The sequence below is a fragment of the Dyadobacter sp. HNCC25DJ187 genome, from assembly GCF_056895255.1.
In genome coordinates, this window is record NZ_JBXHAT010000002.1 from 1906158 (window position 1) to 1919566 (window position 13409).

Genomic DNA, 13409 nt, shown 5'->3' on the forward strand with positions numbered 1-13409 from the left:
AACCATGAAGATGATATTTAATTAGAGCCTAGTTCCAGAGTGGGCTTTGTTCGAGTCCGGCACCTTTGTTAATTTCAGTTCGCGGAATTGGTATCCAGTAAAATTTATCCTCCCACACCGGACGTTCAATTAAAGTCTTACCTTTAAACCTGAGCGTTCCGTCGGGCAATTTGAAGATGTCTACTCCACGGATATTTTTAGATTCAACTACTGGTGCAATTTTCCATCGGCGAACATCGAAGAATCTATGTCCTTCACCCACTAACTCGATTTGGCGTTCGTGCCTGATACGATCACGCAACACCTGACCCGATATTGTTGCAGCCAGATCCGGAAGCCCAGCCCTTTTACGGATCAGGTTCACGTACGTGCGGGCTTCTGTCTCATTACCCAGTTCAAAGGATGCCTCTGCATAATTCAGATATATTTCTCCCAAGCGGAAGAATATCCAGGGCTGCGGATATCCGCCATTAGAACGGCTGATTGGCAAGGTACGGTCAATAAATTTTTTCCAGTTATATGAAGTCAAAGAATTATCACCACTCACTTTGACATTATCAATTCCAAATACATTGGTTAGAACGGGATTCCCGGCGCCATCGAAACCAGATACATTTTGGGTTACATCATACTTGACTGACGCTGATCCCCTTACCTCCGGACGAAATGTGTCGCCGTTGTAAATAATTGTTTGATAAAATCGCGGATCACGGTTTAAATACGGGTTCTGCGGATCATAACCTGAGGCGGTATTCACCGTACCATCTGAATTGAACGGCAACATTCCATTGGACATCTCATATTGTTCCACAAAATTTTCAGATGGAGCATTGCGACCTCCAAAACCACCCCAGCCACCATACGTACCATTTACGTTTGTAAATGTGTACAAATGTCCGTTGATACTGTTGAATGTTCTGGCGAAAATGATCTCTTCGTTGACCGAGAGAAACGTATTTTCATATCGTTCTACAAGTTTGTAAACGGCTCCCAGATCGATCACCGCTTTTGCGGCATCCGCAGCTAGCTGCCACTTTGCTTTCTCGTTGGCAGTGTTATTCAGTGCACTTGCAGCATAAAGATACAGCCTTGATTTTAGCGCAAGAGCGGCGTGCTTCGTAGCCCTGCCAAAGTTCGTATTCGAAGGAGCATAACGATCCGGAAGAGCAGGCAAGGCTTCGTTCAGATCCTTTACAATATAGTCCAAAACCTCTTGATAGGTGTTACGGCTGACTTTGTCACGATCTGACAAATCATAAATTTCCTCAACAATAGGCATACCACCATAGCGCCATAATAAATTGGAATAGACAAAGGCCCTTATAAACTTGACCTGTGCAGTTAATGCCGCCTGATTAGCAGCCGGAACAGCCGAGCCGCTAATCTCTGACAAAAAGATATTACAACGGCGAATAAACTGATATCCTCGTTTATAATAATCTATGTAGTTGGCATCTGCTCCAAAAGTATTAATATTATCCGGATTCCACGCACCCATTAACCAGGTGTTTTCTCCATAAGCTTCATCCGTATATTTCGACCAGGAATGTGTGTTGAATCCATGCGGGACACCATCGTAAAGTCCATTAACATAGAGCCCAACCAGGTTTTCATCTTGCCACACTTGTTCGTCTACAATTCTGTCTAATGGAGTAATTTCAAGGTACTTGTCATTACAGCTTCCCAAGCTGATGATCATAGATATCAGAAATAGAATTCTTTTCTTCATGATGTATTTTAGAATGATATGTTAACACCAAAATTGAAAACCTTTAACTGCGGATAGTAGTTTGCATCGGTACGTGTTGAGTTAGGATCGCTTCCATCACCCCTGCCTTCGGGGTCCATAAAACTTACCTTACTCAATGTGAGCAAGTTAAACGCATTAGTATAAATGCGTACATTGGTCAGTCCAATTTTGGATAGTAAATTTTTTGGTAAGTGGTATCCCAGTTCCAGGTTTTTCAGCCTAACAAAGGTTGCACTGTACATGTTAAACTCACTAATCTGTGGAAAATCTGCTCCGGACCGTGGCATGCTTCCGTCTGGGTTTTCAGGTGTCCAGCGATCCTCCGCCCTTACCTGGGCGCTATTGCTCGCTCCACCTAATCCTGTGATTCCCGGAAAATAAACAGCATTCCCCTGGCCCTGGAAGAAGAGCGTCAGATCAAAATTCTTATAACTTGCATTCATGTCCAGACCGAATACGATCTCAGGTGTTTCTGACTTGTTGAGTCGATATTGATCGTTGGCATTAATTACTCCATCACCATTATAATCGATATATTTCACGTCACCAACACGTGCAGTTGGCAAATGAACTGAACTATTGATTTCTTCTTGTGTACGGTAAATACCGTCAGTTGCCCATACAAGTGGTGCTCCAATTGGTCGTCCAGTTTGATTTTGATATTCAGCTGCTCGAGGCACTTCGTCGAAGTACACATATTTGTTTCTTGCAAATGAGATATTTCCTTTTGCCGAAAAATTAATATCCCTGAAACTGTTGTTATGAGAAAGAACCAATTCAAATCCATGGTTAGAAACCTTTCCAATATTCTCTGGAGGGAGAGAAGGAAAACCGTAAGAGTCAGTTATACTCAACTGCCTGGTAGCAAGAATACTGGAACGTTTCTGAGTAAATACATCAAATTCTACTCCAAGCTTGGACTGCCATAGAGATGCATCAAGACCAACATTAAAGGTTCTCAGCACTTCCCATGTGTAATTCTGATTAGGTAAAACCCCAGGATTTAAACCGAGTACATCAGCACCACCAAAATTATAAGTCCTTCCAATTGAATAAGTTCTCAAATAGGAATAGGCATCGCTTACATTGTCATTACCCAGTTCCCCATAAGATGCCCGAAGCTTTAATCGGTCTATTGATTTGAAGTCACTCATAAAACCCTCGCGCGAAATCAGCCAACCCACAGAAGCGCCAGGGAAAAACCCGTACCGTTTATTCTCTGGGAAAATTGGAGAGCCATCATAGCGAAACAGGAATTCAGCAAGGTATTTTTCTTTGAAATTATAACCCACTCTCCCAAAATAATTGTCACGACGCGTCAAAAATGATGATCCCGAATTACCCATATCACCGGTACCAGAACCTCCAAAGTTTAAATCGGTCAAGGCGGTAGTTGGAAAATTCCGTCTGAATGCACTAAAATTGTTGCCCTTGTTTTGCGCCCTTTCTGCACCAACCATTGCGTCTATGTTATGGCTTCCAAAATTTTGGGAGTAACCCAATCGCATGTTATAAGTTTGCACAAACAATCTGCTTGCATAATCCTGAACATAAGGATTTGCATAAAAAGTGGACTTTACGTTAATGTATTCCTTTGTAACCGGAACATACTGCCAGTAACTGTAGGGCTTTTGGAAGGTTTTATTAAAGTCATTAGTAAAATCAAAGCTATATGAAGCGTCTACTGTCATACCTTTTACAAAAGGTACTTTATACCGGGCAGACAGCGTGCTCTGTATTGGAAGACTTTCTTGTTGAAGAAATCCCACCTGGTCACGAAGCAATGGATTTTCTCCTAGTCTTCCAGCTGTAATCAGCCCATTGGGATACCGCGCGGGAATTGTGGGCAGAGCTGAAAGTATATTGACGAAATTAACCCAGGTTCCTGTCGATGGGTAAGTTCTCTTTTCAAGTCTACCTGCGATATTTAATGAAATCCGAAGATTATCACTGACATTGGCGTCAATGTTGGATCTAACCTCAAATTGTTTGTATTTGGTAGGATTGTTTTTAAAATGTCCATCCTGATTAACCATCCCGAAATTAAAGAAATACAATACTCTCTGGCTTCCTCCGTTGACAGTCATGTTCATTTTATTCTGAGGTGTCCATGTTTTGACAGTTTCTTTCACCCAGTTGGTATTGGGATATAAAACCGGATCCGACCCATTTCTGAAAAGTTCAATTTCTGCGTCAGTAAATGGCATAGTTGTCACACCATTACGAACAGCAGCCTCATTTCTGGCCAAAGCATGTGTTACTGCATCAGTTACTTTTAGCATTCTAGTTGGCTGACTAAATCCCTGGTTATAGGAGAAATCAAACCGAGGTTTACCTTCTACGCCCCGTTTTGTTTCTACTAAAATAACGCCATTTGCAGCTCTGGCTCCATAGATTGCTGCTGAACCATCCTTTAACACGGTAATACTTTCAATGGATTGTGGATCGATCCGGCCTAAACCTTCTGTTGGACGTGGCACTCCATCAATGACCAATAGTGGCTGATTGTTTCCAAATGTACTACGGCCTCGAATGAGTATCTGAGAGTCGTCCCTTCCTGGCTCACCCGTCCTGTTGGTAGCAATTACCCCAGGAAGTCTTCCCTGAAGAGAATTTGTAACATTAACTGCCGGACTTTTAACTATGTCCTCGCCAGACACACTGACCACAGATCCAGTAACGGTACTTTTTTTCTTGGTTCCATATCCAACTACAACAACCTCTTCAAGCGATTTCTGATCAACCAATAGTCCTATATTCAGACTTGTTTGATCTGCCGCCAGTGAGACTTCTTTCGACAGGTAACCCACAAAAGAAAAAGTAAGTATGTGTACTCCATCCGGTACAACCAGGTTATATGACCCATCTCCATCTGATATGGTGCCCAGTTGACTTCCTTTTACGATTATACTGACTCCAGGTAGTCCTTCCCCTTTTTCATCAGTTACTTTACCTGCGACCGACCGATCCACAGGTTTCACTTCAAAGCCGACGTTTCCCGAAGTTATTCCCTTCCTCTCCACATCCAAATTTGCCGTTGGCTCGTATCTCAAAACAATCTGATTGCTTACCTGGCGGAATGTAATGTGCAACGGTGACAGTAACTCCTCTAAAACAGATGACATCTGCTTGTTTCTAGCATTAATTGTTACCAAAGCCTTTAATGGTAACGACCGGGAATTGTATGAAAATTTAATCTTAGCTGATCGCTCTAGTGATTGTAAGGCATCATCCAGAGAAATATGATCAGCCGCAATACTAACCGGACGCTCTAATAAGCTTTGACCTGTTGTGGGAGAAGCAGTCACTAAATTGGCAAATAGCACAACCAGCAGGATTTGTTGTAATGATTTCATCACGATTTGATATAATAATCGCTTGGTGGTCAAAGTTTTTTTCATAGATTTGACTGTTTATTGTTTAAAATAATTGCAAAAAATTGGGCAATAAGCTTCTCCTCCTAGTTCGTGCATTCGAAATAGGTGGCGTATTAAAAATCCGGGCATGTTGGCGCATGGCCGGTTTTCTTTTAAAGGGGGGGCATAGTTATCTTACATAGCGTTACATCCGTTTGAGTGAATAATAATTTTGTCATCAGTAATGTCAAACGATGTGCTGGATCCCAGGCTTTCGCAAATGATTTTCAGTTTTTCCAAAAGCGGCTGGTCAGATAAGGAAGTAGATAAATAGCAGTTTTTCAGATCACTTATTGGATAATCTACCTTCAATCCATATCCCAATTCTATTGCAGAAAAAATATCCTGAACAGGTCTATCTACAAAATCAAAAGAAAGGGATTCTATTGAACGTGGTGGAGTTATTGCAGTACGTTTCTTTTCGAAAGAGTTTACCTTTTTTACAAAGCTTACAGCCTCATTAGGTAACACCGAGATTTCGTTTCCTCCAATGTTACTAGCTTCAAGGCGACTGATATTTACCTTTCCTGTCCTTACTTGAACCTCAATATCGGGTTGCCCAACAAGTGCTTTAACCCGGAAGCTCGTTCCAACAACACGAGTTACTATGTCACTCGTATACACAAGGAAAGGTCTTTGCGGATTTTTACTTATCTCAAAAAATGCTTCCCCGGATAAGTGTACTTTTCTATCGTTCGCTCCAAAATGGCTCGGATAGGTTAGCTTTGCACCGGGCTGCAAAATTACCGTACTACCATCTTCTAAATTTATTACCTGAACCTTTTCTGTTAGATTTTGTTCAATTCGTTCTCTTTTCAACAAATGATCAACAAAGCTCAGGGGACCATTCGAATTAAATGTGGAAAAACTGACAGCGCCCAGTCCTATTCCGATTAGTAAAATCGCGGCTGCCGCAGCGCGCCACCAAGGAAATATCTGCTTTTTTTGTTGTGGATTCTGAAGTGTGTGAATCTTTTCTAGGCTTCGGGCTAGCGCCATCTCTGTTTCCTGAGAGCCGGGAGCATCTATATTTCCCAACGCCAGAACGACATTTCGTGCTTCTTTATATAGATGAATTTGGTCTGGATTATTCTCCATCCAGTCCCTCCATTCAGTTGTTTGCTGACCAGTCCTAACACCTTCGACAAAGGCGTCACTGTTCAGAAAATCTTCGATTTTAGTGAATCGTTTGTTTTGCATATCTATCGGTTCTCAGACGGGAGAGGACAGAAATTTCAACCGATACTCACTTAATTTAACTTTTCTTTCAAAAAAAATTAATATATCAAGCTAATCAGAAAAATGAGGGATGATAAATCGGTTGCACAAGCCGTTCTTAAGAGTTTAATTCCTCTGTGTAACAAGTTGGATGCAGATTGTAAATTAATATCCATAAGACCAGCAATTTGGTCAATGTCCAAACCTTGGTGATATCGAAGATATAAGGCTTCCTTCTGTCTCTTGGGAAGATTATTTAGATGTTTATTAATACTCGCTACTTGATTTTTAGATTCCTCGTCTGCAATCATTTCCTCTAAGATGGTAAAGCTGATTTCGCTCAGGTCTTCATTCAGCTCGCCTACATTTCGGAAAATACGATCTCGCTCTAAGCGACGGGCAATCCTTTTACGAACTGATGCCAATAGATATGCTTTCGCTGAAAGCGGAACCAATATTTTTTCCCTATATATCCATACCTCAATAAAAACCTCCTGAACACAATCCTTAACCAGACTTTCGTTTCTAATCAGGGTCTTGCCATAACTAACTAGAGATGGATAATGTCTTCTAAACAACTGCGAATACGCCTCTTCATCGCCTTCCTTAAGAAGGCTCCACAACTCAGAATCGTTTATAAAAATATGCTCCATCTGAAAAATTTGTACAATAAGAAAAAAAATCAGAATTATACCTATAAAATTATCGAATTTTAATCTGCTTGCCCTTACAGCTATCAAAAGATGATGCCGGATCAATTTATCAAGGTTTCTAAATCTTAGAATTTCCAAATCTCGTAAAAGTCTGCTCCTTCAAGGGAGCAGACTTTTCAGTTCAGTATTCACCTGGCAATAAAATCACATTATTGACCACATATATTTTAATCTCTTCTAATGGAAAATCAGTAAACCTGATTGGCTTCGTGAAGAGTATGCGTTCATTTCCGTTAGCACAAGTAAGAACAGCTAAAGAACTTTCAAGATCAACCATAAGAGTCCAAACCTGAAATTCCTCATTTTTGATCCGGGGATGATACTGCTGAAATGTAATTTCAGCAATGAGCCAGTAGGCACCAGCTTTTTGAGCAACATATTTAATTCCATCAGTGTACAACGTGTTTTTTACGACGGGGTGCCGGTACCATTGCTCAGTTCCTGTAAACCCAGCAAGATCCTCTTTGGTTAATTGTTCAGTGCTCATATTTTTTCCCTTTAATTACCCTTCCACCGTTGAAGAACGATGCGAATAGGCATTAAGCGGAAGATTGATTAGGCAACACCAACACGGGAGCGAAGCGAATGGAGCGGGCAGTGTGATTGCCGTTCAGACCGCTTAGTACAACTTGTGTCGTTTCTCTCAGGCGGAAGGGTATATTAGAAGGCGTTTAAAATACTACTTAAATTATCTCCAGTCATCTTTTCCAGCAGTAAATTACCGAACAGAAGGGTTGAAACTGTACCGATTTAAAGTATAGATTTTAAAAAAGCGCTCTTCCCAGTTTCCTCCATGATTTATAAATCTTAATTCTGTACCGATTTAAACATTAGCTTATTTCGGTACACCTTTTTATCTTCAGACAGTATTTTTTCTGCTTTGGTTTCTTACAGGATGAACTGTAAAGAATAGCCAATCAGATCGAAGATAAACAATTGTAACGTCTATAACCTGAATGCGATTAACCTACCGATTCCACATTATAGTATGTGGTTTCCAGCTACTCCTACAATTCGATAGTAATAAAAATACTTCTACTATAACACTAATACTACTTACCGGATTACCGATGAACCGTACCCCTCATTTTCCACTATACACCCATCCAAATTTCCAATTGACCACAAAAATATGTCCGCGCAAAAAGTTGTAAGTAGAATTGCATCATAATTCTGTGGGATACAACTTGATAAAGAGCCTGCAGATCTTCCTCAAACTAAAAATCGTAGTAATTGGAATGAAAACAGAGAGTATTTATTTAGATGAGATCAACCGTTTACTAGCTGATTATCTGAAGGAAATTGAAAATTCAAATCTCAAACCACTGTCAGCGCAAGTATATCAGGTACAATCCAAAAACTTTGTAAGATGGATTAATGATGAATTTGTACCGGGAGAAGTAAAAAAGAAAACACTTAAAGACCGTGCTGAAAAGAAAAAAAAATAAGCAAGTACAATGCCGCTTGAAGCGGCATTGTACTTGCTTATAAAAACTGTTTTTATTAATCCTGTGTAATTACATGCCCCACAAACTGAGCTGTGTTATCCAGAATTCTGCCTCCTCTGCGAAAACCTAGTGCACAAGGTTCTCCTGCATAAAATACACCGGCCTGATAGGATCTGCCGGCTGCATCAACTGGAAACTCCACATATTCCTGATAGATTTTTGACTGATCAGCATATTCTCCGTCCACCTGTTCTGCTACTTCTCCACCTTTTTCCAAAATAGATACATTAGCTCCTTCACGCCCAAACAGCACCTTGCTCACAGATTTTTTATGGGGTAGCACGTAACGTTCTGTTTGCAACAGCAACGGGTGATACGGATATAGATCCCATAAAACCTTTAAAATATATTTTGACTGAAACAATAGTGTATAGGCAGGATTTAAAATTACTGCTTTTCTGTTTTTTACCATGGAAGTAAGTAATGAGGCAAGCTCCGGCTCATCGTATCCGATATACTCCCACGGAACCAGTTTAAACCAGAAATCAAAGCGGATAAAAGTCCCATCTTCAGCACTTTGCTTAAATACCCCCTCTCCATTGGAAAACTCTACTTCATCAACATATGCAAAATCAACATCGAAACCTGCTTCTTTCGCTGCTTCAGACAATATCGAAACATTGGTATCATCCTCAGGATATCCACGCATTGTTGAGAATAAAATGGAAGGAGTAAGGTCAGTATTACCTCTTTTGATATACAGGAACTGAGCCACTAACGACTCATATAATGTATTGAACTGGCTTGACTCATCCAGTCCGTTGTTTCTCAGATGCGCCCATTGCACCACGGCACTTTCAGGAATACAAGTAGCTGTATCGGCATTAAACTCAATAAACTTTATCGGCTCTCCATTCATGCCACCTGCTAGGTCGAACCGTCCGTAAAGATGTGTGTGTCTTTCGTCTTCCCAGGTGAATTTGATTACGTCAATCAGATTCTCCGGAATACCCAATTCCTTAAATAAATTGTGATCAATAGCATACTGCCCCGCCTCTATCAGCATGTCATATAAGTCAGCAGCAGCCTGGTAATATTGATTTGCATCACCTTCCTTTACAACAACAAGATCACTTGTTACGTAGGAGGCGGTATCTGTACCTAACATCCAGTTCCATCCTACTTTCTGCAAGGCTTTTTCAGGTGTTTCGGCTAAAGATTGAAGATTTATCATGATATATTATTGATCCATAGCGAACTACAGAGCTATTAAGTTTTCTTGCTTAAAAAAATTAATTAGCCTCCGCTTCTTCCGGAAGACCGACCGAAAAACCCACTTCTACCACCCGAAGGACGTGTATTGACAACTCTGGTGGAGCGGGATCCATCAACCGCCCTCACCGCATTTTGAGATTTATCATAAGCTCCCGGGTTGGCATAAAACCCGCGTGAATCTCCGCCACGATAGTTATTCATATAGCCATTATTCATGCTACGGCCGAGCATATATCCCATTCCTCCATACAACAACATGCTAGACAAGCCACTATGATGACCAACACGCGATTCGTTGGTGCGTATCTCCTCATCAATCAAAGCCTTAGCAGCAGTTGTACTCAGAGAATCCGTATGTCCATCTAGATAGGTAACAATTGCCAGTGACTTTTCGGGATCCACGGCTTCCTCATCTGTGATTTTGAACTCGCCTGGTTTCACTTCTTTAATATGTGAACGTATTCCCTTGGAATAGGTAGTTTCCTCATAGCTGTAATCCGCCTCATCTTCCTGACTACCAGAACAACCCGGCATCATAAATCCCGATGATAATAATGCCAAAGCAAGTGCTCCATTAATGCTGATATCTTTTGCCTTCTTAATAAAGGCTCCCCTCCTTAAATTTGTCATAGTATTGGGTTTTTAAGCGATCCGAATTCCAAATTTAATACTGTGCTGATAAACACCAGATCAGAATATTTCAGATGGTGGAATAACCGGATCAAAAATCTTTAATGCAGATAAATGGTGACAACAATATATAAAAAACAGGCCATATTACCAATTGCAAAAGGATACTATCCATGTTGCATTCTTTCAGATACAGCAAATATCAGACCCTATCTTCAATCTTTTCAAGCGCTTCAGCAAATCTGAACGGATCGCTGAGTTTCGTGTACACATGGGGCATCAAACATACAGCATGGATATTTTGATCAAGAATTTATGCTTTTAATTTGAAGTTATAATTGGACAGGTAGCAGGCTTCTATAATCGCTATATCAGCATCATCTACTGTGAACATAATTCACGCATAACTTTATTCAGTTACCCTTGAGTTTAGCAGCCATTGGTAAGTATTGTCAGGCTCAGGGTTACCATTCTCGTCCAGACTCAGATACATCAAGTGCAGGTGCGTTGGAGATCGCTTCTGGTAAGCATTGTAACCTGATCGTCCCATTTCAGCAATTTTATCTCCTGCATGTACCCATTGTCCTGTAGTTACACTAACAATGTTATTGTGCGCATAGAAAAACAATCCATCAAGACAGGGGTCATAGATCCAAATCCAGTTTCCACCTCGTAATTCACTATCATATTTCCAGCTGTGTTCTGTAGCTACCACCAACCCCGACGTGAACGCAAGTACATCTACAGGTTGCCAGGTTCGATCATCCAGATTGTCCTGGTTTTTATCACGCACGAAAATATCGTGTGCCGGATGACTGCCTTTCACATTCATGTCGAACAGATCAAAACCGTTTGGTCTGTATCCTCTGCCTTTACCTCCGATCGATTCTCTGGGCGTGTAGCTTCTGACCGGAAAAACAAAATAAGAGGAATCGATTGCAACGCAGGAATCACGGTTATATAAAGTCCTCAACTTTTTCATTACCGTCCGAAATGCATAACTGGCAGAATCCGGCGTAATCACCCCATCGCGTATGTCAATCTGAATCTGACGAAAAGCATTACAATATTCCGCTGCCTTCTCTCCATTGCTGCTGCTGGATACCATGCCGGAAACACATAAAATCAACAATATCCCTGCCACCCCTTTCACAGTCATTTGTACTATCCTTTTCGTCACCAATCCTGATTTAATCACTTTAAACTTAAATTTTAAACGAACTGCTGACCGCCTCTTTAAAAATAATAAATTGCAACAAAAGTAGTCTTATTACATTAAAAACGTGCCCGAAACTTCTTTGGTCACCATCACTAAAACATTAGTAAAATGCAATATCGTCGTTTTGGACGCACTGACTGGCAGGTAAGCGAAATCGGATACGGAATGTGGGGTTTGGCCGGCTGGACCGGATCAGACCGAAAAGAAACGGATGACTCTCTTGATCTGGCTGTAGAATCGGGTGTAAACTTCTTTGATACCGCATGGGGTTATGCTGAAGGGCTGAGCGAAAAGATTCTTGGAGAACTTATTAAAAGAAATCCCGATAAAAAGCTTTACGCCGCCACCAAGATTCCACCTAAGAACAGAGCATGGCCTTCCCGTCCGGAATTTAAGCTGAACGAAGTATTTCCAGCTGATTATATTATTGAATACGCTGAAAAAAGCTTGCAGAATCTCGGAACAGAAAAGATAGACTTGCTTCAATTCCACGTGTGGGAAGATAGCTGGGCGCAGCAGGATGAATGGAAAGAAGCTGTACAAAGGCTAACCAAAGAAGGCAAGGTTGAGCGCTGGGGAATCAGTGTGAACAGATGGGAACCTGATAATGCGCTGGAAACCATTAAAACGGGTTTGATTGACAGTGTGCAGGTCATTTATAACATCTTTGATCAGGCACCAGAGGATAATCTCTTTCCATTATGTAGAGAAATGGATATCGCTGTTATTGCACGCGTACCTTTTGATGAAGGAACTCTGACCGGTTTGCTTACCAAAGAAACGACTTTTCCCGAAGGCGACTGGAGGAAAACCTATTTCGTACCTGAAAATCTGAATTCCAGTGTTGACCATGCAGAAGCACTGCGCAAAGATATTCCGGAAGGAATGAATATGCCGGAGTTGGCATTACGCTTTATTCTCAATAATCCCGATGTTCATACCACCATTCCGGGGATGCGCAAGTTGCCACACGTAAGATCCAATGTGGCTGCAAGTGACGGCGTAAGACTGACTAACGAAGTGGCGGAAAACATGAAGAACCACCGATGGGATCGCAAACCAACGGAATGGTCACAATAGTCAAAAGCTTTAAATGCTAAAGGCCTTCGACAAGCTCATCGTAACTGTTATCAGTCTGAGCATGTCGAAAGCCTTTTACTTGTTAAAAGCAACTAAATAAATTGATATTCCTAAAACAGCTTCTTGTCCAGTGAGATCCTTCCCGGCCCTGTCAGAAACAAGGTAATATACGGCACAAGAAACAGCAAAGCGTGTTCTTTTACGTCGTAAGGATCATTGGCATGAATAACGAACAATGCCATAAACATTGTAAATATCAATGGAATAAGTACCACCCGGGAAGCAAGACCTAAAATCAGTAATAAAGAACAGATTACTTCTGCTCCTACAGCCAGGATCAATGATGGTAGCTCACCTATCCCGATAGGATCTGCAAAGCCATGTTCTCCATTCATCAGTTTGTTGAGTTTTGGCATGCCATGTGTAAGCATCATCGCAGATATACCTACCCTCAATATTAAAACTCCCCAATCCGCACCTGCGGGCAGATGGGTGGGCTTCAAAAATCTTTTAAACATAGTAAGTCCAATTAATTACTTTAAAACCGGTCATTTCCCGAACCGTAAATAAAACGAAAAATTCTTTTAATAATCTATCGATGCAACAGTGTTGCACATTTTTATTTATCAAGTTTTATTTTTAGGTTTACCTAAATTTATA

Annotated in this window: 11 protein-coding genes; 2 read left to right on the forward strand and 9 right to left on the reverse strand. The window is 41.0% G+C overall.

What is annotated here, in order from left to right:
• Positions 1-28: 28 nt before the first annotated feature.
• From AC1XUE_RS18845 to AC1XUE_RS18865, 5 genes are all read right to left on the reverse strand, one after another.
• Positions 29-1729, reverse strand: coding sequence for a RagB/SusD family nutrient uptake outer membrane protein (locus tag AC1XUE_RS18845; protein ID WP_483357534.1), 1701 nt, complete (start codon positions 1727-1729; stop codon positions 29-31).
• A gap of 8 nt (positions 1730-1737) precedes the next feature.
• Positions 1738-5151 (reverse strand): SusC/RagA family TonB-linked outer membrane protein, encoded by a 3414-nt coding sequence (locus tag AC1XUE_RS18850; protein ID WP_483357535.1) that lies wholly within the window; start codon positions 5149-5151, stop codon positions 1738-1740.
• 150 nt (positions 5152-5301) lie between these two features.
• Positions 5302-6366, reverse strand: a complete 1065-nt coding sequence (locus AC1XUE_RS18855; RefSeq protein ID WP_483357536.1) for a FecR family protein — start codon at positions 6364-6366, stop codon at positions 5302-5304.
• A gap of 77 nt (positions 6367-6443) precedes the next feature.
• Positions 6444-7037, reverse strand: a complete 594-nt coding sequence (locus tag AC1XUE_RS18860; protein WP_483357537.1) for an RNA polymerase sigma factor — start codon at positions 7035-7037, stop codon at positions 6444-6446.
• A gap of 181 nt (positions 7038-7218) precedes the next feature.
• Positions 7219-7584, reverse strand: coding sequence for a DUF6876 family protein (locus tag AC1XUE_RS18865; protein ID WP_483357538.1), 366 nt, complete (start codon positions 7582-7584; stop codon positions 7219-7221).
• Positions 7585-8335: 751 nt separating this feature from the next.
• Between AC1XUE_RS18865 and AC1XUE_RS18870 the strand changes: the two genes are divergently transcribed.
• Positions 8336-8545, forward strand: a complete 210-nt coding sequence (locus tag AC1XUE_RS18870; RefSeq protein ID WP_483357539.1) for a hypothetical protein — start codon at positions 8336-8338, stop codon at positions 8543-8545.
• Between the two features lie 55 nt (positions 8546-8600).
• On the opposite strand, the gene AC1XUE_RS18875 is transcribed toward AC1XUE_RS18870, so the two are convergent.
• From AC1XUE_RS18875 to AC1XUE_RS18885, 3 genes are all read right to left on the reverse strand, one after another.
• Positions 8601-9779 (reverse strand): glutathionylspermidine synthase family protein, encoded by a 1179-nt coding sequence (locus AC1XUE_RS18875; protein ID WP_483357540.1) that lies wholly within the window; start codon positions 9777-9779, stop codon positions 8601-8603.
• Between the two features lie 62 nt (positions 9780-9841).
• Positions 9842-10450 (reverse strand): Cj0371 family chemotaxis-regulating polar lipoprotein, encoded by a 609-nt coding sequence (locus tag AC1XUE_RS18880; RefSeq protein WP_483357541.1) that lies wholly within the window; start codon positions 10448-10450, stop codon positions 9842-9844.
• A 409-nt stretch (positions 10451-10859) separates the two neighbouring features.
• A complete protein-coding gene (locus AC1XUE_RS18885; RefSeq protein ID WP_483357542.1) occupies positions 10860-11648 on the reverse strand; it encodes a M23 family metallopeptidase in 789 nt (262 codons plus the stop codon).
• 129 nt (positions 11649-11777) lie between these two features.
• On the opposite strand from AC1XUE_RS18885, the gene AC1XUE_RS18890 reads away from it, so the two are divergent.
• The gene (locus tag AC1XUE_RS18890; protein ID WP_483357543.1) at positions 11778-12749 is read left to right on the forward strand and encodes an aldo/keto reductase; all 972 of its coding nucleotides are present in this window, start codon (positions 11778-11780) and stop codon (positions 12747-12749) included.
• Between the two features lie 110 nt (positions 12750-12859).
• Here the strand turns inward: AC1XUE_RS18890 and AC1XUE_RS18895 are convergent, their stop codons facing one another.
• A complete protein-coding gene (locus AC1XUE_RS18895; RefSeq protein WP_483357544.1) occupies positions 12860-13267 on the reverse strand; it encodes a DoxX family protein in 408 nt (135 codons plus the stop codon).
• Positions 13268-13409: the final 142 nt, after the last annotated feature.

Coding starts and splice junctions, on each gene's coding strand:
- AC1XUE_RS18845 (WP_483357534.1), bottom strand. CDS start 1,729: ATGAAGAAAAGAATTCTATTTCTGATATCTATGATCATCAGCTTGGGA.
- AC1XUE_RS18850 (WP_483357535.1), bottom strand. CDS start 5,151: ATGAAAAAAACTTTGACCACCAAGCGATTATTATATCAAATCGTGATG.
- AC1XUE_RS18855 (WP_483357536.1), bottom strand. CDS start 6,366: ATGCAAAACAAACGATTCACTAAAATCGAAGATTTTCTGAACAGTGAC.
- AC1XUE_RS18860 (WP_483357537.1), bottom strand. CDS start 7,037: ATGGAGCATATTTTTATAAACGATTCTGAGTTGTGGAGCCTTCTTAAG.
- AC1XUE_RS18865 (WP_483357538.1), bottom strand. CDS start 7,584: ATGAGCACTGAACAATTAACCAAAGAGGATCTTGCTGGGTTTACAGGA.
- AC1XUE_RS18870 (WP_483357539.1), top strand. CDS start 8,336: ATGAAAACAGAGAGTATTTATTTAGATGAGATCAACCGTTTACTAGCT.
- AC1XUE_RS18875 (WP_483357540.1), bottom strand. CDS start 9,779: ATGATAAATCTTCAATCTTTAGCCGAAACACCTGAAAAAGCCTTGCAG.
- AC1XUE_RS18880 (WP_483357541.1), bottom strand. CDS start 10,450: ATGACAAATTTAAGGAGGGGAGCCTTTATTAAGAAGGCAAAAGATATC.
- AC1XUE_RS18890 (WP_483357543.1), top strand. CDS start 11,778: ATGCAATATCGTCGTTTTGGACGCACTGACTGGCAGGTAAGCGAAATC.
- AC1XUE_RS18895 (WP_483357544.1), bottom strand. CDS start 13,267: ATGTTTAAAAGATTTTTGAAGCCCACCCATCTGCCCGCAGGTGCGGAT.